Origin of the sequence: Paraburkholderia gardini, from assembly GCF_907164545.1 — a bacterium.
Lineage (GTDB): Bacteria > Pseudomonadota > Gammaproteobacteria > Burkholderiales > Burkholderiaceae > Paraburkholderia > Paraburkholderia gardini.
In genome coordinates this window covers 1-18,675 of sequence record NZ_CAJQZB010000042.1, presented here as the reverse complement: position 1 = coordinate 18,675, position 18,675 = coordinate 1, and the positions used below count along the sequence as shown (strand labels likewise).

General features: G+C 63.4%; 25 protein-coding genes. All 25 read left to right on the top strand.

Translation table 11 applies throughout. The annotated features are described in order from the left end of the window. The first annotated feature begins 38 nt into the window (after positions 1-38). The 25 genes from LPA37_RS23570 (at position 39) to tatC (ending at position 18,503) form a co-directional block, all read left to right on the top strand. Positions 39-869 (top strand): ABC transporter ATP-binding protein, encoded by an 831-nt coding sequence (locus LPA37_RS23570; protein WP_229013866.1) that lies wholly within the window; start codon positions 39-41, stop codon positions 867-869. Further along, the gene (mlaE, locus tag LPA37_RS23565; RefSeq protein WP_228980316.1) at positions 866-1,633 is read left to right on the top strand and encodes a lipid asymmetry maintenance ABC transporter permease subunit MlaE; all 768 of its coding nucleotides are present in this window, start codon (positions 866-868) and stop codon (positions 1,631-1,633) included. Before LPA37_RS23570 ends, mlaE begins: the two co-directional genes overlap by 4 nt. 88 nt (positions 1,634-1,721) lie before the next feature. After that, the gene (gene mlaD / locus LPA37_RS23560) at positions 1,722-2,306 is read left to right on the top strand and encodes an outer membrane lipid asymmetry maintenance protein MlaD (RefSeq protein ID WP_228980318.1); all 585 of its coding nucleotides are present in this window, start codon (positions 1,722-1,724) and stop codon (positions 2,304-2,306) included. Positions 2,307-2,317: 11 nt separating this feature from the next. Then, positions 2,318-3,310 (top strand): MlaA family lipoprotein, encoded by a 993-nt coding sequence (locus LPA37_RS23555; RefSeq protein ID WP_229013852.1) that lies wholly within the window; start codon positions 2,318-2,320, stop codon positions 3,308-3,310. A 134-nt stretch (positions 3,311-3,444) separates the two neighbouring features. Further along, complete coding sequence (locus LPA37_RS23550; protein WP_229013851.1) at positions 3,445-4,074, top strand: MlaC/ttg2D family ABC transporter substrate-binding protein; 630 nt, start codon at positions 3,445-3,447, stop codon at positions 4,072-4,074. Continuing rightward, positions 4,071-4,364 (top strand): STAS domain-containing protein, encoded by a 294-nt coding sequence (locus LPA37_RS23545; protein ID WP_229013850.1) that lies wholly within the window; start codon positions 4,071-4,073, stop codon positions 4,362-4,364. The genes LPA37_RS23550 and LPA37_RS23545 overlap by 4 nt, the downstream gene beginning before the upstream one ends. Positions 4,365-4,522: 158 nt before the next feature. Continuing rightward, positions 4,523-5,449: an ABC transporter ATP-binding protein gene (locus tag LPA37_RS23540; RefSeq protein ID WP_228980326.1), complete on the top strand. Its 927-nt coding sequence runs from the start codon at positions 4,523-4,525 to the stop codon at positions 5,447-5,449. Then, on the top strand, positions 5,446-6,210 hold the full coding sequence (locus tag LPA37_RS23535) for an ABC transporter permease (RefSeq protein WP_229013849.1): 765 nt from the start codon (positions 5,446-5,448) through the stop codon (positions 6,208-6,210). The genes LPA37_RS23540 and LPA37_RS23535 overlap by 4 nt, the downstream gene beginning before the upstream one ends. A 13-nt stretch (positions 6,211-6,223) precedes the next feature. Next, a complete protein-coding gene (locus LPA37_RS23530) occupies positions 6,224-6,463 on the top strand; it encodes a BolA family protein (RefSeq protein ID WP_228980330.1) in 240 nt (79 codons plus the stop codon). A gap of 90 nt (positions 6,464-6,553) precedes the next feature. Further along, positions 6,554-7,816 carry a UDP-N-acetylglucosamine 1-carboxyvinyltransferase gene (murA, locus tag LPA37_RS23525; RefSeq protein ID WP_228980333.1) on the top strand — a complete coding sequence of 421 codons (1,263 nt, stop codon included), beginning with the start codon at positions 6,554-6,556 and terminating at the stop codon, positions 7,814-7,816. After that, complete coding sequence (hisG, locus tag LPA37_RS23520) at positions 7,813-8,511, top strand: ATP phosphoribosyltransferase (protein WP_228980334.1); 699 nt, start codon at positions 7,813-7,815, stop codon at positions 8,509-8,511. Before murA ends, hisG begins: the two co-directional genes overlap by 4 nt. A 106-nt stretch (positions 8,512-8,617) precedes the next feature. Then, entirely contained in the window at positions 8,618-9,940 is a 1,323-nt protein-coding gene (gene hisD, locus LPA37_RS23515; protein ID WP_228980336.1) for a histidinol dehydrogenase, read from the top strand. Between the two features lie 111 nt (positions 9,941-10,051). After that, on the top strand, positions 10,052-11,122 hold the full coding sequence (hisC, locus tag LPA37_RS23510; protein WP_228980338.1) for a histidinol-phosphate transaminase: 1,071 nt from the start codon (positions 10,052-10,054) through the stop codon (positions 11,120-11,122). A 63-nt stretch (positions 11,123-11,185) separates the two neighbouring features. Continuing rightward, positions 11,186-11,773 carry an imidazoleglycerol-phosphate dehydratase HisB gene (gene hisB / locus LPA37_RS23505; protein ID WP_228980340.1) on the top strand — a complete coding sequence of 196 codons (588 nt, stop codon included), beginning with the start codon at positions 11,186-11,188 and terminating at the stop codon, positions 11,771-11,773. 42 nt (positions 11,774-11,815) lie between these two features. Beyond that, entirely contained in the window at positions 11,816-12,436 is a 621-nt protein-coding gene (locus LPA37_RS23500; RefSeq protein ID WP_228980342.1) for a YchE family NAAT transporter, read from the top strand. Beyond that, the gene (hisH, locus tag LPA37_RS23495; protein WP_229013848.1) at positions 12,433-13,074 is read left to right on the top strand and encodes an imidazole glycerol phosphate synthase subunit HisH; all 642 of its coding nucleotides are present in this window, start codon (positions 12,433-12,435) and stop codon (positions 13,072-13,074) included. The genes LPA37_RS23500 and hisH overlap by 4 nt, the downstream gene beginning before the upstream one ends. A gap of 184 nt (positions 13,075-13,258) precedes the next feature. Beyond that, positions 13,259-14,011, top strand: coding sequence for a 1-(5-phosphoribosyl)-5-[(5-phosphoribosylamino)methylideneamino]imidazole-4-carboxamide isomerase (gene hisA, locus LPA37_RS23490; RefSeq protein ID WP_228980347.1), 753 nt, complete (start codon positions 13,259-13,261; stop codon positions 14,009-14,011). Positions 14,012-14,148: 137 nt separating this feature from the next. Continuing rightward, positions 14,149-14,925: an imidazole glycerol phosphate synthase subunit HisF gene (hisF, locus tag LPA37_RS23485; RefSeq protein ID WP_228980349.1), complete on the top strand. Its 777-nt coding sequence runs from the start codon at positions 14,149-14,151 to the stop codon at positions 14,923-14,925. After that, positions 14,922-15,329 carry a phosphoribosyl-AMP cyclohydrolase gene (gene hisI, locus LPA37_RS23480; protein WP_228980352.1) on the top strand — a complete coding sequence of 136 codons (408 nt, stop codon included), beginning with the start codon at positions 14,922-14,924 and terminating at the stop codon, positions 15,327-15,329. Before hisF ends, hisI begins: the two co-directional genes overlap by 4 nt. Next, on the top strand, positions 15,326-15,709 hold the full coding sequence (locus tag LPA37_RS23475; protein ID WP_228980356.1) for a phosphoribosyl-ATP diphosphatase: 384 nt from the start codon (positions 15,326-15,328) through the stop codon (positions 15,707-15,709). The genes hisI and LPA37_RS23475 overlap by 4 nt, the downstream gene beginning before the upstream one ends. A 96-nt stretch (positions 15,710-15,805) precedes the next feature. Beyond that, the gene (locus LPA37_RS23470; RefSeq protein ID WP_228980358.1) at positions 15,806-16,201 is read left to right on the top strand and encodes a DUF4870 family protein; all 396 of its coding nucleotides are present in this window, start codon (positions 15,806-15,808) and stop codon (positions 16,199-16,201) included. Positions 16,202-16,246: 45 nt separating this feature from the next. Next, positions 16,247-16,615: a histidine triad nucleotide-binding protein gene (locus LPA37_RS23465; RefSeq protein WP_228980360.1), complete on the top strand. Its 369-nt coding sequence runs from the start codon at positions 16,247-16,249 to the stop codon at positions 16,613-16,615. 269 nt (positions 16,616-16,884) lie between these two features. Next, positions 16,885-17,121 carry a Sec-independent protein translocase subunit TatA gene (gene tatA / locus LPA37_RS23460; protein ID WP_228980361.1) on the top strand — a complete coding sequence of 79 codons (237 nt, stop codon included), beginning with the start codon at positions 16,885-16,887 and terminating at the stop codon, positions 17,119-17,121. A gap of 37 nt (positions 17,122-17,158) precedes the next feature. After that, positions 17,159-17,686, top strand: a complete 528-nt coding sequence (tatB, locus tag LPA37_RS23455) for a Sec-independent protein translocase protein TatB (RefSeq protein WP_228980364.1) — start codon at positions 17,159-17,161, stop codon at positions 17,684-17,686. Positions 17,687-17,720: 34 nt separating this feature from the next. Next, entirely contained in the window at positions 17,721-18,503 is a 783-nt protein-coding gene (tatC, locus tag LPA37_RS23450; RefSeq protein WP_228980366.1) for a twin-arginine translocase subunit TatC, read from the top strand. The last annotated feature ends 172 nt before the right edge of the window (positions 18,504-18,675 follow it).

The following is an 18,675-nucleotide window of genomic DNA, read 5'->3' as shown; positions in this document are numbered from 1 at the left end:
TGTATACCCGTAAAAGGACTGTCAGCTTCGTGCCTTCCGTGCCTTCCGCATTTTCCGCTTCCGGGAACCTCCTCGAGCTTCGCGACGTCGACTTCGGCTATGGCGACCGGCTCGTCCTGTCCGGCCTGAACCTGCGCTTTCAGCGCGGTCAGGTGGTTGCAGTCATGGGCGGCTCCGGGTGCGGCAAGACCACGGTGCTGCGCCTGATCGGCGGCCTCGTACGCGCGACGCGCGGCCAGGTTTTGTTCCACGGGCAGGATATCGGCGCGCAGACGCGCGACGGCCTGTACGCCCTGCGCCGCAAGATGGGCATGCTGTTCCAGTTCGGCGCGCTCTTCACCGACATGTCGGTGTTCGAAAACGTCGCGTTCGCGCTGCGCGAACACACCGATCTCCCCGACGAACTGATTCGCGACCTCGTGCTGATGAAGCTCAATGCCGTCGGCCTGCGCGGCGCACGCGATCTCGCGCCTTCGGAGATTTCGGGCGGCATGGCGCGCCGCGTCGCGCTTGCCCGCGCCATTGCGCTCGATCCACAACTGATGATGTACGACGAGCCGTTCGCCGGACTCGATCCGATCTCGCTCGGCATCACCGCCAACCTGATTCGCGCACTCAACAGCGCGCTCGGCGCCACGTCGATTCTTGTCACGCACGACGTGCCCGAATCGTTCGCCATCGCCGATTACGTCTACTTCCTCGCCAACGGCGGCGTGCATGCCGAAGGCACGCCCGCCGAGCTGCGCGCGTCGAACGATCCGACCGTGCGCCAGTTCATCGACGGCGCGCCCGACGGCCCGTTCAAATTCCACTACCCGAGCACAACGCCCCTCGCGGCGGACTTCGGCATCGGCGGAGGTCAGCCATGATCAGTGCGATTGGGCGCTCGGTAATCGGCGGGCTTGGCACCGCGGGTTACGCGACGCGCATGTTCCTGCGTCTCGTGCTCGAATTGTTCCCGCTGCTGCGTCGTCCGCGGCTTGTCACGAAGCAGATCCACTTCGTCGGCAACTATTCGCTGGTGATCATCGGCGTGTCGGGGCTGTTCGTCGGCTTCGTGCTGGGATTGCAGGGCTATTACACGCTGAACCGTTATGGCTCCGAGCAGGCGCTCGGGCTCCTCGTCGCACTTTCGCTCGTGCGCGAACTCGGACCAGTGGTGACCGCGTTGCTGTTCGCCGGGCGCGCGGGCACGTCGCTGACCGCCGAGATCGGGCTCATGAAAGCCGGTGAGCAACTGACCGCGATGGAAATGATGGCGGTCGATCCGCTCAAGGTCGTCATCGCGCCGCGCCTGTGGGCCGGCATCATCGCGATGCCGGTGCTGGCCGCGATTTTCAGCGCGGTTGGCGTGATCGGCGGGTACGTGGTGGGTGTGCTGATGATCGGCGTCGATTCCGGCGCGTTCTGGTCGCAGATGCAGGGCGGCGTCGATGTGTGGCGTGATGTCGGCAATGGCGTGATCAAGAGTATCGTGTTCGGTTTCGCGGTGACGTTCATCGCGCTGTTCCAGGGCTATGAAGCACAGCCCACTCCGGAAGGCGTCTCCCGCGCGACGACAAAAACCGTCGTGTACGGGTCGCTCGCCGTACTCGGCCTCGATTTCCTGCTGACCGCACTGATGTTCAGCTAAGACCGCGCGGGTTGCATCCGCGGGGCGGCGCGCGTTCGCCGTGCCGCGCGGATGCGCCACGCAGCGGCGGATTCTCTTTGGGATGACGATGAAAAAAACTGCTATCGACTTCTGGGTCGGCCTGTTCGTGGTGCTGGGTTTCGTGGCGTTGCTGTTTCTCGCGCTGAAGGCCGGCAACATGAGCTCGCTGTCGTTTCAGGCGACTTACCCCGTCAAGCTCAAGTTCGACAATATCGGCGGATTGAAGCCGCGCGCGCCGGTGAAGAGCGCGGGCGTGACCGTCGGCCGGGTGGAGTCGATCGGCTTCGACAGCAACACGTATCAGGCCGTCGTCACGATCGATATCGACCGTCAATACCAGTTTCCGAAGGACAGTTCCGCCAAGATCCTGACGTCGGGCCTGCTCGGTGAGCAGTACATCGGGCTCGAACCGGGCGGCGACAGCGAAATGCTGAAGGCGGGCGATACGATCACGATGACGCAGTCGGCCATCGTGCTGGAAAACCTGATCGGACAGTTCCTGTACAGCAAGGCAGCGGATTCCGGCGCGTCGAAAGCCGGTTCGTCCGCGGCTCCCGCACCGGCGATGCCCGCCGCCCCTGCTGTTCCGGCGCCGGTGCCCGGACCTGCTGCGGCACCGACATTGCCCGCCTCCGGCGCCGCAGGCCAATAAGGAGAATAAAAATGAAGACCATGCGCGCTCGCACCCTCACGCTTGCGCTGACGGCGGCGACGCTGACGGGGTGTGCAACTGTTCAGACGCCGACGAAGGAAGACCCGCTGGAAGGATTCAACCGGACGATCTTCACGTTCAACGACAAGGTCGACCAGTACGCGCTGAAGCCGGTGGCACAGGGTTATGTGTATATCACGCCGCAGCCGGTGCGCGACAGCGTCACCAACTTCTTCTCGAATATCGGCGATGTGTACACCGCTGCGAACAACCTGCTGCAGCTGAAGATCACCGATGGTGTCGAAGACATCATGCGGATCGTGATCAACACGATTTTCGGCGTCGGCGGCCTGTTCGACGTGGCAACGCTCGCGAAGCTGCCGAAGCACAACCAGGACCTCGGGCTCACGATGGGGCACTACGGCGTGCCGCCGGGGCCGTATCTGGTGCTGCCGCTGTTCGGTCCGAGCACAGTGCGTGACGCGGTCGGCACGGTTGGTAACTACTATGTGAATCCGCTGTCGTACATTCAACCGGATGGCCTGAGCTGGGCGCTGTACGGTCTGAACATCATCAGCACGCGTGCGAACCTGCTGGGCGCGAGCGACGTACTTGAGGGCGCCGCGCTCGACAAGTATTCGTTCGTGCGTAATGCGTACCTGCAGCGCCGCCGGTATCAGATTTCGGACGGCTCATCGGCGGCAGGTGCAGGCTTGCCGGATTATGGCGACAGCGCGCCGCTGCCGAAATACGAGGATGTCGATGGAGGTGCGGCGGCAGGTGCCGCAGCGGCGCCGGCGAGCGGTGCTGCTGCGCCGTCATCGGGTGTGCCGGCAGCGGCAGGCGGCGCGGCGCTCAACGGCCTCGCGCCGGGCCCTGTGCCGGCTGTGCCGGCGTCTGGCGCGGAAGGTGAAGATCAGGGGCCGGGCGGTCAGGAAACCCAGGTGCCGGCCGACCAGATCGTGCCGCCGAAATTCAATTTCCCGTCGTTCCGGCTGCACTGAGTTGCGCCGGGCCGTGCGAGTCGAGTCCCGTAACACCTGGAAACGACTCTCGCAGTTTCGCGATGGATTGCGGATGAACTCGCGTGCTATCGTCGGCTCAAAAGGTTGCCGTAATTTTTAACGCAGGGCTTGAAATGAAAAAATTCTTTCTGATTCCGTTGTTTACCGCATTCTTTTCGTTCAGTACGGGCGCGTTTGCGCAAGCGGTCGATACCAGCTCGCCGGACGGCATGATCAAGACCGTCACCGACCAGGTGATCGACGCCGTGCGGAGCGACAAGTCGATCCAGTCGGGCGATATCAGCCACATCACGAAGCTCGTCAACGAGAAGATCCTGCCGTACACCGACTTCCGCCGCACGACGCAACTCGCGATGGGCCGCAACTGGCGCACGGCAACGCCCGAGCAGCAGGCGCAGGTAGTCGAGCAGTTCAAGATGCTGCTGATCCGCACGTACTCGGGCGCACTTGCCCAGGTGAAGGACCAGCAGATCCAGTACAAGCCGTTCCGCGCCAATCCTGAGGATACCGACGTCGTGGTGCGCTCGGTCGTGATGAACAACGGCCAGCCGATCGAACTCGACTATCGTCTGTACAAGACGCCGCAAGGCTGGCGCGTCTATGACATCAACGTGCTCGGCGCGTGGCTGATCCAGGCGTACCAGCAGCAGTTCAACGAGCAGATCCAGCAGCACGGCGTGGACGGCCTGATCCAGTTCCTCACGCAACGTAACCAGCAACTGGCCGCGGGCAAGACCTCGTGAGCGACGTCGCGAACCGCACGGCGAGCCGCTTCGAAACCGGCACGACGCTGACCCACGCGAGCGCGAAAGCCGCGCTCGCGGCGGGCCTCGCCCGCATCGCGGGCGGCGCGACCGGCGTCGATTGCGCGCTGCTTGCCCAGTTCGATTCCTCGGCGCTTGCCGTGCTGCTCGCATGGCAGCGTGCGGCGAGCGAGCGTGGCGCGCCGCTCGACATCATCAATCTGCCGGCTGGTCTCGCCAGTCTCGCGCAAGCCTACGGCGTCGATACCCTCCTGTCCGCGCGACATTGACGCTCCACGCGTCGCATCCCCATCTGCAGGGCCAGGTTGGCCGGTCGGACTTTGCCCTATAATCAAACGTTTTTTGGGGCTTTCAACCGGCCCCATTTCCGCATCTCCCCGCATCCTTTAGCACCTATACGGCGCCGTTACTCAAGCGGCGCACAGTCATGCCAGCCATAGAAATTCGTAACGTCAAGAAACGCTACAAGGATTTGCAGGCGCTCAAGGGCGTCAACTTCACAGTCGAAGAAGGTGAGTTTTTCGGGCTGCTCGGCCCGAACGGCGCGGGCAAGACGACGCTCATCAGCATCCTCGCGGGCCTCGCCCGGGCCGACGAAGGCAACATCGCGGTGCGCGGCCACGACGTGGTCGACGACTTCCGCGAAGCGCGTCGCGCGCTCGGCGTCGTGCCGCAGGAACTCGTGTTCGATCCGTTCTTCACCGTGCGCGAGACGCTGCGCATCCAGTCTGGCTACTACGGCCTGCGCAACAACGACGCGTGGATCGACGAGGTGATGGCCAATCTCGATCTCACCGAAAAAGCCGACGCCAACATGCGCGCGCTGTCGGGCGGCATGAAGCGGCGCGTCCTCGTTGCGCAGGCGCTGGTGCACCGTCCGCCCGTGATCGTCCTCGACGAGCCGACCGCCGGCGTCGACGTCGAGCTGCGTCAGACGCTGTGGAAGTTCATCTCCCGCCTGAATCGCGATGGCCACACGATCGTGCTCACCACGCACTATCTGGAAGAAGCCGAATCGCTGTGCGACCGCATCGCGATGCTGCGTCGCGGCGAGGTAGTGGCGCTCGATCGCACGAGCACGCTGCTGCAGCGGTTCGCCGGCCTGCAACTGTTCGTGCGGTTTGCCGCGGGCGTGTTGCCGGCCGACCTCCGGTCGCTCGAAGTCGATCCGCTCAACGTGCAGGGCCGCCAGCATCTGCTGCGGCTCGCGAGCTATGACGACGTCGAGAAGATTCTCGCGCAGTGCCGCGCGGCAGGCTGCACGTTCGAGGAAATCGAGGTCCGCAAGGCCGATCTCGAAGACGTATTCGTTCAGGTGATGAACGGTCCGGAAGTGATCGAGGGACTGGCATGAGCGGCTATAGCGGATTCGGTACCTTGTTCTACAAGGAAATCCTGCGGTTCTGGAAGGTGGCGTTTCAGACCGTGCTCGCGCCGGTCGTGACCGCGCTGCTGTATCTGACGATCTTCGGTCATGCGCTGAGCAGCCACGTGCAGGTGTATCCGGGCGTCGGCTACACGAGCTTCCTGATTCCCGGTCTCGTGATGATGAGCGTGTTGCAGAACGCGTTCGCGAACAGTTCGTCCTCGCTGATCCAGTCGAAGATCACCGGCAATCTCGTGTTCGTGCTGCTCCCGCCGCTCTCGCACGGCGAGATGTTCGGCGCCTACGTGCTGGCCGCGCTCGTGCGCGGTCTCGCGGTTGGCTTCGGCGTATTCGTCGTGACGGTGTGTTTCATTCCGGTCAGCTTCGTGGCGCCGTTCTATATCGTTGCGTTTGCGTTGCTCGGCGCGGCGATTCTCGCCACGCTCGGCCTGATCGCCGGCATCTGGGCGGAGAAATTCGACCAGCTCGCGACGTTCCAGAATTTCCTGATCACGCCGCTCACGTTCCTTTCGGGCGTGTTCTACTCGACGCATTCACTGCCGCCGGTGTGGCGCGAAGTATCGCGGCTGAATCCTTTTTTCTACATGATCGACGGCTTTCGCTTCGGTTTCTTCGGGATGTCGGATATCGATCCGCTCGTGAGCCTTGCGATTGTCAGCGGTTTCTTTGTGGTGCTGGCCGTGCTGGCGATGCGCATGCTCGCAACCGGCTACAAGCTGCGCCACTGACGAGGAGCATCCCATGTTGCCGACTCCCGAACAGATCAAGAACTACATCGCCAATGGGCTCGTGTGCGAGCACCTCGAAGTCGAAGGCGACGGTCAGCATTTTTTTGCGACGATCGTTTCGCCCAGCTTCGAAGGCAAGCGTCTGATCCAGCGCCATCAACTCGTTTATGCGGCGCTCGGCGATCGCATGAAACAGGAAATTCACGCGCTCAGCATGAAGACGCTGACGCCCGCCGAATGGCAAAACGCGTAATCTGGAAAATCAGTGCGAATTACTCAAGAAACACGCAGCGCCGGTAGCAGCGCCGCCATCCTCAATCGGGCAGATCAGGAACAGACAGGCATGGACAAACTCGTTATCGTTGGGGGCCAGCGGCTCGCGGGTGAGATCGTTGTCTCCGGTGCAAAGAACGCGGCGTTGCCGATCCTGTGCGCTGGCTTGCTGAGCGCCGATCCGGTTCATCTCGACAACGTGCCCGACCTGCAGGACGTGCGCACGATGCTGAAGCTGCTGCGCCAGATGGGCATGCGCACCGAGGAGAGCGGCAGCCGGGTCGCGCTCGACGCATCGAAGGTCGACAACCTGGTCGCGCCGTACGAACTCGTGAAGACGATGCGTGCGTCGATTCTCGTGCTCGGGCCGCTGCTCGCGCGCTTCGGCGAAGCGAAGGTGTCGCTGCCGGGAGGCTGCGCCATCGGCGCGCGTCCGGTCGACCAGCACATCAAGGGTCTGCAGGCGATGGGCGCCGAGATCAACATCGAACACGGCTTTATCGAAGCGCGCGCGAAGCGTCTGAAGGGCGCGCGTATCGTCACGGACATGATCACGGTCACCGGCACGGAAAACCTGCTGATGGCCGCCGTGCTGGCCGAAGGCGAAACGGTGATCGAAAACGCCGCGCGTGAACCGGAAGTCGGCGATCTCGCGCAACTGCTCGTCGCGATGGGCGCGCGGATCGAAGGCATCGGTACGGACCGTCTGGTGATCCAGGGCGTCGAGAAGCTGCACGGCGCGAAGCACACGGTCATTCCAGACCGCATCGAAGCCGGCACGTTCCTGTGCGCGGTCGCGGCGGCGGGCGGCGATGTGGTGCTGCGCCACGTGCGTCCGCTGATTCTCGAGGCGGTGACGGACAAGCTGCGCGAAGCCGGCGTCACGATCGAGGAAGGCGAGGACTGGATGCGCGTGAAGATGAGCCAGCGGCCGCATGCCGTGAGCGTGCGCACGTCGGAATACCCGGCGTTCCCGACCGACATGCAGGCGCAGTTCATGGCGCTCAATACGATCGCGAACGGCACTTCGCAGGTCGTCGAAACGATCTTCGAGAACCGCTTCATGCACGTGCAGGAACTGAACCGCCTCGGCGCGAACATCACGATCGACGGCAACACGGCGCTCGTGAACGGCGTCACGCAACTGTCGGGCGCGAAGGTGATGGCGACCGATCTGCGCGCGTCGGCGAGTCTCGTGATCGCGGGCCTGTGCGCCGATGGCGAAACACTGATCGACCGCATTTACCACCTGGATCGCGGCTACGACCGGATGGAAACGAAGCTGACGGCCGTCGGCGCGAAGGTGAGCCGTATTCACGGGAGCCAGGCATGAGTTCGGTGCCGCAGACGTCGTCTTCGCCGGCGGTGAACGCGCCGCTGACGCTCGCGCTGTCGAAAGGGCGTATCTTCGAGGAAACCGTGCCGCTGCTTGCCGCAGCGGGTATCGAGGTCACCGAGGATCCTGAAACGTCACGCAAGCTGATCCTGCCGACGAACGATCCGAACGTGCGCGTCATCGTCGTGCGCGCCACCGACGTGCCGACGTACGTCGAATACGGCGCCGCTGATTTCGGCGTGGCCGGCAAGGACGTGCTGCTCGAACACGGCGGCGGCGGCCTGTACCAGCCGATCGATCTCGATATCGCGCGTTGCCGGATGTCGGTCGCGGTGAAGGGCGGCTTCGATTACGCGAGCGCCGTGCGCCAGGGCGCGCGGCTGCGCGTCGCGACGAAGTACGTGGAAACCGCGCGCGAGCATTTCGCGGCGAAGGGCGTGCACGTCGACCTGATCAAGCTGTATGGGTCGATGGAGCTGGCGCCGCTCGTCGGCCTCGCCGATGCGATCGTCGATCTGGTGAGTTCGGGCGGCACGTTGCGCGCGAACAACCTGGTCGAAGTCGAGGAGATCATGCAGATCTCGTCGCGGCTCGTTGTGAATCAGGCCGCGCTCAAGTTGAAGCGCGCGGCACTGCGTCCGATTCTCGATGCGTTCGAACGCGCGTCGCGCAGTCATCACGCGGCCGCGTGAGGCAGGCGGTTACCGCATCACGCAACACATGACGTAACGAGCAACACCGCGCAGCATCTGAAGAACCCGCACGAGCAGTACGCGCTTTACCGAAACGGATACCCGTATGTCTATCAAGATTCGCAAACTCGATTCCAGCGCCGCCGATTTCCGCCAGGCGCTGCACGCGGTGCTCGCGTTCGAGGCGAGCGAGGACGAAGCGATCGAGCGCTCGGTCGCGCAGATTCTGGCCGACGTGAAGTCGCGCGGCGACGCCGCCGTGCTCGACTATACGAACCGCTTCGACCGGCTGGAGGCGAAGAGCGTCGACGCGCTGGAACTGCCGATGTCGGAACTCGAAGCAGCGCTCGAAGGCCTCGAGCCGAAGCGCCGCGCGGCGCTCGAAGCCGCCGCCGCCCGGGTGCGCGGGTATCACGAGAAGCAGAAAATCGAATGCGGCAGCCATAGCTGGCAGTACACGGAAGCCGACGGCACCGTGCTCGGCCAGAAGATCACGCCGCTCGATCGCGCGGGTATCTATGTGCCGGGCGGCAAGGCGGCGTATCCGTCGTCGGTGCTGATGAACGCGATTCCGGCGCGCGTCGCCGGCGTGCGCGAGATTGTCATGGTCGTGCCGACGCCGGACGGCGTGAAAAATCCGCTTGTACTGGCGGCAGCGCTGCTGGGCGGCGTCGATCGCGTGTTCACGATCGGTGGCGCGCAGGCCGTGGCCGCACTCGCGTACGGCACCGAAACCGTGCCGGCCGTCGACAAGATCTGCGGCCCGGGCAACGCGTACGTCGCTTCGGCGAAGCGTCGCGTGTTCGGCACGGTCGGCATCGACATGATCGCCGGCCCCTCGGAAATCCTCGTGCTGTGCGACGGCACCACCGACCCGCGCTGGATCGCGATGGACCTGTTCTCGCAGGCCGAGCACGACGAGCTCGCGCAGTCGATCCTGCTGTGCCCGGACGACGCGTTCATCCGCCGTGTGCAGGAAGCGATCGAGGAACTCCTGCCCACGATGCCGCGTCAGGACGTGATTCGCGCTTCGCTCGAAGGGCGCGGCGCGCTGATCAAGGTACGCGACATGGCGGAAGCCTGCGCGATCGCCAACGACATCGCGCCGGAGCATCTCGAAATCTCCGCGCTCGAACCGCATCAATGGGGCAAGCTGATTCGCCACGCCGGCGCGATTTTCCTTGGCCGCTACACCAGCGAAAGTCTCGGCGACTACTGCGCGGGCCCCAATCACGTGCTGCCTACGTCTCGTACCGCACGGTTCTCGTCGCCGCTCGGCGTCTATGATTTCTTCAAGCGGTCGAGCGTGATCGAGGTCAGCGCCGAAGGCGCGCAGACGCTCGGCGAGATCGCGGCGGAACTGGCATACGGCGAAGGCCTTCCAGCCCATGCGCGTAGCGCCGAGTACCGGATGAGGCAGAACGGCTGAGCGCAACACCGTATTAATCGCGTGTAACACAACAAGAACACTGGCCAACCAGGGCGGCGCACATGCCGCCCGTGTCAGGCAGACGCGCCGTGCGCGCCGGCCCACCCCATCATGACGACACCACAAGACATCATCCGCCGCGACGTGCTCGCGATGACAAGCTATCCCGTGCCCGACGCGGCCGGCTTCATCAAGCTGGACGCGATGGAAAACCCGTTTCCATTGCCACCGGTGCTGGCTGCGCATCTCGGCGAGCATCTGGCAGGCGTCGCGCTGAACCGTTATCCGGCGCCGCGTCCGGAAGCGCTGATCGAAAAGATCAAGCGCGTGATGAACGTGCCTGCTGCGTGCGACGTGCTGCTCGGCAACGGTTCCGACGAGATCATCAGCATGATCTCGATGGCGTGCGCGAATCCCGGCGCGAAAGTGCTGGCGCCGGTGCCGGGCTTCGTCATGTACCAGATGTCGGCGAAACTCGCGCACCTGGACTTCATCGGCGTGCCGTTGAAGTCGGATTTCACGCTCGACGCCGACGCGATGATCGCGGCCATCGCCGAACATCAGCCGGCCATCGTCTATCTGGCCTACCCGAACAACCCGACCGGCACGCTCTACGACGACGCCGACATGGAGCGCATCATCACGGCGGCGAACAAAAGCCTCGTGGTGATCGACGAGGCCTATCAGCCGTTCGCGCAGCAAAGCTGGCTGCCGCGCGCGGACCAGTTCGACAACGTCGTCGTGATGCGCACGGTATCGAAACTCGGTCTCGCCGGAATCCGTCTGGGCTACCTGGCTGGCCGCTCCACGTGGTTGAACGAGATCGACAAGGTGCGCCCGCCGTATAACGTGAACGTGCTGACGCAGGCGGCCGCGAGCTTCCTGCTCGATCACATCGACGTGCTCGATTCGCAGGCCGCCGAACTGCGCGCGCAGCGCACGAAACTGGCCGAGGCCGTGGCCGCGCTGCCGGGCGCCGAAGTGTTCCCGAGCGCCGGCAATTTCCTGCTGGTGCGTGTGCCGGACGCGTCAATCCTGTTCGAGACGCTGCTGACAGCGCGGGTATTGATCAAAAACGTGAGTAAAATGCACCCATTGCTGGCCAATTGTGTGCGTTTGACGGTCGGATCGGCCGAAGAAAACGCCCAGTTGCTCGCCGCATTGAAGCTCGTGCTGCATTGACCGCCAGCGTCCAGCGCACGCATTTTCAGCATCCATTTTTCTAGCTCGATTCAAGGAATTCCCATGCGCCAGGCGGAAGTCGTTCGCAATACCAGCGAAACGCAGATCCGTGTGAAGATCGATCTGGACGGCACCGGCGTGCAGAAGCTCGCCACCGGCGTCCCGTTTCTCGACCACATGCTCGACCAGATCGCGCGGCATGGGTTGTTCGATCTCGACATCGAGGCGCATGGCGACCTGCATATTGACGACCATCACACCGTCGAAGATACCGGCATCACGCTCGGCCAGGCCGTCGCGAAGGCGATCGGCGACCGCAAGGGCATCCGCCGCTACGGCCATGCGTACGTGCCGCTCGACGAAGCGCTGTCGCGCGTCGTGATCGACTTTTCCGGTCGTCCCGGCCTCGAATTCCATGTGCCGTTCACGCGTGCGCGCATCGGCACGTTCGACGTCGATCTCTCCATCGAATTCTTCCGCGGCTTCGTGAACCACGCGGGCGTGACACTTCATATCGATAACCTCCGCGGCCTGAACGCCCATCATCAGATGGAAACCGTGTTCAAGGCCTTTGGCCGGGCGCTGCGGATGGCCGTCGAGATGGACGAACGCGCGGCGGGGCAGATTCCGTCGACCAAGGGAAGTCTGTAAAAGACATACCGGACCGGCAGCGCCCCCGCGCGCCGGCTAGCGATGGATATCACCAAGTCGTTTATTTCGCTGCTGGCGCTGATCAATCCGGTCGGCGCCATCCCGTTTTTTCTGAGCCTCACGTCGCAGCAGTCGGACGCCGAGCGGCGTCGGACGATCCGTATCGCATCGATTTCGGTGTTCTGCGTGATCGGCGTGACGACGATGCTCGGGCAGCAGATCATCAGCTTTTTTGGAATCTCGGTGGGTTCGCTCGAAGTGGGCGGCGGCATCATCATGTTGCTGATGGCGATCAACATGCTGAACGCGCAGATCGGCAACAGCCGCTCGACACCGGAAGAGCGCGACGAAGCCGAGCAGAAGGACAACGTCGCGGTCGTGCCGCTGGCGATTCCGCTCTTGACCGGGCCGGGGGCAATCAGCACGGTCATCGTCTATTCGGCCAGTTCACATCACTGGTACGACCGGGTTAGTCTGGTGGCTATCGGCGCGGTTCTCGCGGCGATCTGCTTCTTTTCGCTGCGGCTTGCCGAACCGATCGCGCGCTGGGTCGGTCGCACCGGCATCAATATCGGTACGCGGCTGATGGGGTTGATGTTGTCGGCACTGGCGGTGGAATTCATCGTCGACGGATTAAAGGCATTGCTGCCGAACTTGAGATGAAGACTTCAATTGCAATTGTGGATTACGGCATGGGCAACCTGCGCTCGGTGGCGCAGGCGCTGAAACAGGCCGCGCCCGAAGCGGACGTGGCGATCGTCGAGCGGCCGGAAGGAATCCGTTCGGCCGACCGCGTCGTGCTGCCGGGCCAGGGCGCGATGCGCGACTGCATGCGCTCGCTGGGTGAATCCGGCCTGCAGGAAGCCGTGATCGAGGCGTCGCGCGCGAAGCCGTTGATGGGCGTATGCGTCGGCGAGCAGATGCTGTTCGACTGGAGCGCCGAGGGCGATACGCGCGGGCTCGGGCTGATGCCGGGCAAGGTCGTGCGCTTCGAACTGGACGGCCAGCTGCAGGACGACGGCTCGCGCTTCAAGGTGCCGCAGATGGGCTGGAACCGCGTGCGCCAGGCGCAGCCACATCCGTTGTGGGACGGCGTGCCGGACAACAGCTTCTTCTACTTCGTGCACAGCTATTACGTCGTGCCGGACGATGCCGCACATACGTCGGGCGAAACCGTGTACGGTGTGTCTTTTACGTCGGCGGTGGCGCGGGACAACATTTTCGCGACCCAGTTTCACCCGGAAAAGAGCGCCGACGCGGGTCTGCGCATGTACCGCAACTTCGTGCACTGGAACCCGTGAACGCGTTCTGGCTTCCTGGCCGTCCATTGCGCCTTACGCGGCACGGACGTCACGGCATCGGGCGGACCCCACAGATGCCGGCAAGGGCGCCGAAAGACTTGTACTAAACTAGCGAGACGGCGCTGATGCCTGCCTGCAGGCCGGTGCTGACATTCCACTTCTTCCCTGATAACACCCGATTGCTATGCTGCTGATTCCGGCCATCGACCTGAAAGACGGTCAGTGTGTACGCCTCAAACAAGGCGATATGGACCAGGCGACGATTTTCTCCGAAGAGCCGGCGGCGATGGCCCGACATTGGGTCGACCGTGGCGCGCGGCGCCTGCATCTCGTCGACCTGAACGGCGCGTTCGCCGGCAAGCCGCGAAACGAAGACGCGATCCGCGCGATCATCGAGGAAGTCGGCGGCGAGATTCCCGTCCAGCTGGGCGGCGGTATCCGCGACCTGAATACGATTGAACGCTATCTCGACGACGGTCTGTCCTACGTCATCATCGGTACGGCGGCCGTGAAGAATCCGGGCTTCCTGCAGGACGCCTGCACGGCGTTCGGCGGCCATATCATCGTCGGGCTGGATGCGAAGGACGGCAAGGTCGCCACCGACGGCTGGAGCAAACTGACCGGCCACGAAGTGGTGGATCTGGGCCGCAAGTTCGAAGACTACGGCTGCGAATCGATCATCTACACCGATATCGGCCGCGACGGCATGCTCCAGGGCATCAATATCGAAGCGACGGTGCGCCTCGCGCGCGCAGTGAAGATTCCGGTGATCGCAAGCGGCGGCCTGTCGAATCTCACCGATATCGAATCGCTGTGCGAAGTTGAAGGCGAGGGCATCGAAGGCGTGATCTGCGGGCGTGCGATCTACTCGGGCGACCTCGATTTCACGGCCGCGCAGACGCATGCAGACCGGCTGCGCGAATCCGACGACGCCTGAAACGCGGCGCGTCGTCTTTCGTGCGCCGCTGCCTGCGCCGACGGCGGAAACACGCGGCCGCGGCATCCGGCAACGGGGCACCCAGCCGCTCGGGGCGAGCGGCTTCATCAGCGACACTGGCAAGAATTTGCAAGATCATGGCTCTAGCTAAACGCATCATCCCCTGTCTCGACGTCACGGCTGGACGCGTGGTCAAGGGCGTCAATTTTGTCGAGCTGCGCGATGCGGGCGACCCGGTCGAAATCGCGCGTCGCTACGATGATCAGGGCGCCGACGAACTCACTTTCCTCGACATCACCGCGACCTCCGATCAGCGCGACCTGATCCTGCCGATCATCGAGGCGGTCGCGTCGCAGGTGTTCATTCCGCTGACGGTCGGCGGCGGCGTGCGCGCGGTCGAGGACGTGCGGCGGCTGCTCAACGCGGGCGCGGACAAGATTGGCATGAATTCGTCGGCGGTCGCGAACCCGCAGCTCGTGCGCGATGCGACGGACAAATACGGCTCGCAGTGCATCGTCGTCGCGATCGACGCGAAGCGCGTGTCGGCGGAAGGCGAGGCGCCGCGCTGGGAAGTGTTCACACACGGCGGGCGCAAGGCCACCGGGCTCGACGCGATCGAATGGGCCCGCAAGATGGCCGAATTCGGTGCGGGCGAGATCCTGCTGACCAGCATGGATCGCGACGGCACGAAAAGCGGCTTCGATCTGGCGCTCACACGCGCGGTATCGGACGCGGTGCCGGTTTCGGTGATCGCTTCGGGCGGCGTCGGCTCGCTGCAGCATCTGGCCGACGGCATCACGGAAGGCCACGCGGACGCCGTGCTGGCCGCCAGCATCTTTCATTATGGCGAGCACACTGTCGGTGAAGCCAAGCGCTTCATGGCCGATCAGGGCATTTCGGTGAGGTTGACGTGAACGCGTCTGCGAAAAACTGGCTGGACAGGGTCAAATGGGACGCGAACGGCCTCGTGCCGGTCATCGCGCAGGAAGCCACGACGAACGACGTGCTGATGTTCGCGTGGATGAATCGCGAAGCGCTCGCCAAAACCATCGAACTGGGTCGTGCCGTGTATTTCTCGCGCTCGCGCCAGCGCCTGTGGTTCAAGGGTGAGGAGTCCGGCCACGTCCAGAACGTGCACGAAGTGCGGCTCGACTGCGACGAAGACGTCGTGCTGCTGAAGGTCGAGCAGGTGTCGGGCATCGCTTGCCACACCGGCCGCCACTCGTGTTTTTTCCAGAAATTCGAAGGCTCCGCTGACGACGGCGAATGGGTTGCCGTCGAACCGGTGCTGAAAGACCCCGAACACATCTACAAATGACGCAATCCACGCAATCCTCTCCCACGACGACCGATACGCTGTTGCGCCTCGCTGCCATCATCGACAGCCGCAAGGGCGGCGACCCGGATACGTCGTATGTCTCACGCCTCTTCCACAAGGGCGACGACGCGGTGCTGAAGAAAATCGGCGAGGAAGCGACCGAAGTCGTGCTCGCGGCCAAGGACACGCGTCACGGCGGCGCGCCGACGGCGCTGGTCGGCGAAGTGGCCGATCTGTGGTTTCATTGCCTTGTGATGCTGTCGCACTTCGATCTGGGCCCGGCGGAAGTGCTCGCTGAACTCGAGCGTCGGGAAGGCACCTCGGGCATCGAGGAAAAAGCACTGCGGAAAAGCCGCGAGCGCGAGCAGAACGGCGACTAGGGCGGCAACGGAGCCGCAGGCGGGGCGCGGTCAGACCCGCAGCACGCGTGCGGTATTGCCGGCGCTGGCCAGTTGGACTGAGAAGGAGACGCAGAGATGGAACAGTCGCAGGGCGGATACCCGCCTCCGTCTTACCAGAGCACGACCGAAATCGATCGGCAGCGGAGTCTTCGCACGCTCACGCATATCCTGTACGGCCTCTACGCGATCTACTGGCTGACCGGCGGTCTGACCGCGCTGGTCGCGATCATCATTAACTATGTAAAACGACCCGATGTGGCCGGAACGCCCTTCGAAGCGCACTTCAACTGGCAGATCCGCACCTTCTGGTGGGGTTTGCTCGGTCACGTGATCGGAATAGCGCTTTTCATCGTGCTGATCGGCGTGCCGATCCTGTGGGCTGTCGCGATCTGGATGTTGTACCGTATTATCAAAGGCTGGCTTTATCTGTACGACAACAAGCCATTGATGAATCCGCGCGCGTGGTTCTGACTGTATCTGTCTTGAGGCCACCCGCGTCAGCGTTTCACTGAGACCATGAGCCACGACACTTCTAGTTGCCTGTTCTGCAAGATCGCCGCTGGCGATATTCCGTCGACCAAAGTGCACGAGGACGACGAATTCGTCGCGTTTCGCGATATCCGTCCGGCGGCCGAAACCCATGTGCTCGTCATTCCCCGCAAGCACATCGACACGCTGTCGAACTGCACGCAGGAAGACTCAGCCCTGCTTGGTAGAATGCTTGTACTGGTCGCGCGTCTCGCCGACAAACTGGGCGTGGCGTACACCGGCGGCGAAACCGGCTTTCGCACGGTCATCAATACCGGGCCTGGCGGCGGGCAGGAGGTGTATCACCTGCACGCGCACATTCTGGCGGGGCCGCGCCCGTGGCAGCGCATGGGGTGAAGCCGGTGCGGCGCAAGCGCGGCTGCAATCGCGCTGCGCGGCGGGATTTTGACCGCGCACAATGGCGGATGGGCAAAAGTGGCGATCAACATGTTGCAATGTAATAACGCGGGCGTGTTGATCCATTCATAATGAAGCGTACGTGTTGCCGGCGGTTTTCGGCGGTATCGTAGACATGGGGCGCGAACGCTTCGAATCATGCCGCAAGGCAGACGGTGTTCGCCGCGGATGAGCGTACAGAAGCGGCGACGGGGTTAAGGAGAGTTTTCATGGGTTCGTTGAGTATTTGGCACTGGCTGATCGTGTTGCTGATTGTGGCGCTGGTGTTCGGCACGAAGAAACTGCGCAACATCGGTACCGATCTGGGCGGCGCGGTGAAGGGTTTCAAGGAAGGCATGAAGGAAGCCGAAACGCCCGCCGATGCGCAGGCGCGCGAACTGCCGCGCGCGGGCACCGTCGATGTCGACGCGAAGGAAAAAGCGCCGCATTCCGGCGACTCCCGCTAAATCCGCGGCAGCCCCGCACTGACGGAAAGCTCATCCCATGCTGGACCTCGGTCTAACCAAGATGGCGCTGATCGGCGTCGTCGCGCTGGTCGTGCTCGGGCCGGAGCGCCTGCCGCGCGTCGCACGCACGGCTGGCGCGCTGTTCGGGCGCGCGCAGCGTTATATCAACGACGTGAAGTCCGAAGTCACGCGTGAGATCGAGCTGGACGAACTGCGCCGCATGAAGACGGAGTTCGAGTCGGCTGCCAGTGGCGTCGAGAGCACGATTCACGACAATCTGCGCAAGCACGAATCCGAGCTGAACGACGCGTGGAACGCCGGCACGTCGGTATCGTCGAGCATTGCCGGCGGCGCGACCGGATACGACGCTGCTTCCACCGACGGCACGTCATGGCGCAGCACGATCACATCCACACCCAAACGCAAGAACTGGCGCGTCAAGCAGACGGCGGCGCCGGCGTGGTACAAGCGCGCCACCTTGCGTCGCACGCGCGTGCAGTCGGGCGCGGCGCGCGTCGCGCGGCACACGCCGGTGAGCCTGCGCCGTCCGACGCGCTTCTTCTGATGTCCCCAGCGAAACACTTCAACCGAGGGCCGGCGTGAGCGACCCCCAGCAAAACCAGGGCGAAGCCCCTGAAGAAACCTTCATCTCGCATCTCGTCGAATTACGCGATCGCATCATCCGGGCGGGTATCTCGGTCATCGTCGTATTTCTCGGGCTGGTCTACTGGGCGCCAGACATCTTCCGCCTGCTCGCGCGTCCGCTGATGCAGAACCTGCCCAAGGACGGCAAGATGATCGTCACGGACGTCACCGGCTCGTTCTTCGTGCCGATGAAGGTGACGATGCTCGTCGCGCTGGTGATCGCGCTGCCGTTCGTGCTGTACCAGATCTGGGCGTTCGTCGCACCGGGGCTCTATCAGCATGAGAAGAAGCTGGTGACGCCGCTCGTCGGCAGCAGCTACGTGCTCTTCCTGTGCGGGATGGCGTTTGCGTACTTCGTCGTATTTCCGACGATTTTCCGCGTGATGGCGCATTACAACGCGCCGCTCGGCGCGGAAATGACCACCGATATCGACAATTACCTGAGCTTCGTGCTGACGATGTTCATCGCGTTCGGCGTGACGTTCGAGGTGCCGATCGTCGTCGTGCTGCTCGTGCGCATGGGCATCCTGTCGATCAAAAAGCTCAAGGAGATCCGTCCGTATGTGATCGTCGGCGCGTTTGTGGTTTCGGCCGTCGTGACGCCGCCGGACGTGTTTTCGCAGCTGATTCTCGCGGTTCCGCTGATCGTCCTGTACGAAGCCGGGATCATCGCGGCGCGGTTGATCGTCGGCAAGCAGCCGGTCGTGAAGGAAGAGGAAAGCTCGCCGACGAGCTAGTGTTCAAGGCTCGCGTCCTGTCCTCGCTGTAACGCCGGGGATCCGGATTGCGCCGGAAAAGCAAAAAGGCAGCCAGTGGCTGCCCCTTTTTGCTTGTGCGCCCAGCATGGGCGCACTCTTGTGGGTGCAAGTCCCACCGTAAGTTGATCACAGCGAGCGAAGCGAAGCGCAA

Excerpts from the sequence above, each read along its gene's own strand:
- LPA37_RS23555 (WP_229013852.1), top strand. The coding sequence starts at position 2,318 with ATGAAGACCATGCGCGCTCGCACCCTCACGCTTGCGCTGACGGCGGCG.
- LPA37_RS23535 (WP_229013849.1), top strand. The coding sequence starts at position 5,446 with ATGAGCGGCTATAGCGGATTCGGTACCTTGTTCTACAAGGAAATCCTG.
- tatB (WP_228980364.1), top strand. The coding sequence starts at position 17,159 with ATGCTGGACCTCGGTCTAACCAAGATGGCGCTGATCGGCGTCGTCGCG.
- LPA37_RS23475 (WP_228980356.1), top strand. The coding sequence starts at position 15,326 with ATGACGCAATCCACGCAATCCTCTCCCACGACGACCGATACGCTGTTG.
- mlaD (WP_228980318.1), top strand. The coding sequence starts at position 1,722 with ATGAAAAAAACTGCTATCGACTTCTGGGTCGGCCTGTTCGTGGTGCTG.
- LPA37_RS23530 (WP_228980330.1), top strand. The coding sequence starts at position 6,224 with ATGTTGCCGACTCCCGAACAGATCAAGAACTACATCGCCAATGGGCTC.
- hisA (WP_228980347.1), top strand. The coding sequence starts at position 13,259 with ATGCTGCTGATTCCGGCCATCGACCTGAAAGACGGTCAGTGTGTACGC.
- LPA37_RS23550 (WP_229013851.1), top strand. The coding sequence starts at position 3,445 with ATGAAAAAATTCTTTCTGATTCCGTTGTTTACCGCATTCTTTTCGTTC.
- tatA (WP_228980361.1), top strand. The coding sequence starts at position 16,885 with ATGGGTTCGTTGAGTATTTGGCACTGGCTGATCGTGTTGCTGATTGTG.
- hisG (WP_228980334.1), top strand. The coding sequence starts at position 7,813 with ATGAGTTCGGTGCCGCAGACGTCGTCTTCGCCGGCGGTGAACGCGCCG.
- LPA37_RS23500 (WP_228980342.1), top strand. The coding sequence starts at position 11,816 with ATGGATATCACCAAGTCGTTTATTTCGCTGCTGGCGCTGATCAATCCG.
- hisC (WP_228980338.1), top strand. The coding sequence starts at position 10,052 with ATGACGACACCACAAGACATCATCCGCCGCGACGTGCTCGCGATGACA.
- mlaE (WP_228980316.1), top strand. The coding sequence starts at position 866 with ATGATCAGTGCGATTGGGCGCTCGGTAATCGGCGGGCTTGGCACCGCG.
- murA (WP_228980333.1), top strand. The coding sequence starts at position 6,554 with ATGGACAAACTCGTTATCGTTGGGGGCCAGCGGCTCGCGGGTGAGATC.
- LPA37_RS23465 (WP_228980360.1), top strand. The coding sequence starts at position 16,247 with ATGAGCCACGACACTTCTAGTTGCCTGTTCTGCAAGATCGCCGCTGGC.
- LPA37_RS23470 (WP_228980358.1), top strand. The coding sequence starts at position 15,806 with ATGGAACAGTCGCAGGGCGGATACCCGCCTCCGTCTTACCAGAGCACG.
- LPA37_RS23540 (WP_228980326.1), top strand. The coding sequence starts at position 4,523 with ATGCCAGCCATAGAAATTCGTAACGTCAAGAAACGCTACAAGGATTTG.
- hisD (WP_228980336.1), top strand. The coding sequence starts at position 8,618 with ATGTCTATCAAGATTCGCAAACTCGATTCCAGCGCCGCCGATTTCCGC.
- hisH (WP_229013848.1), top strand. The coding sequence starts at position 12,433 with ATGAAGACTTCAATTGCAATTGTGGATTACGGCATGGGCAACCTGCGC.
- hisF (WP_228980349.1), top strand. The coding sequence starts at position 14,149 with ATGGCTCTAGCTAAACGCATCATCCCCTGTCTCGACGTCACGGCTGGA.
- hisB (WP_228980340.1), top strand. The coding sequence starts at position 11,186 with ATGCGCCAGGCGGAAGTCGTTCGCAATACCAGCGAAACGCAGATCCGT.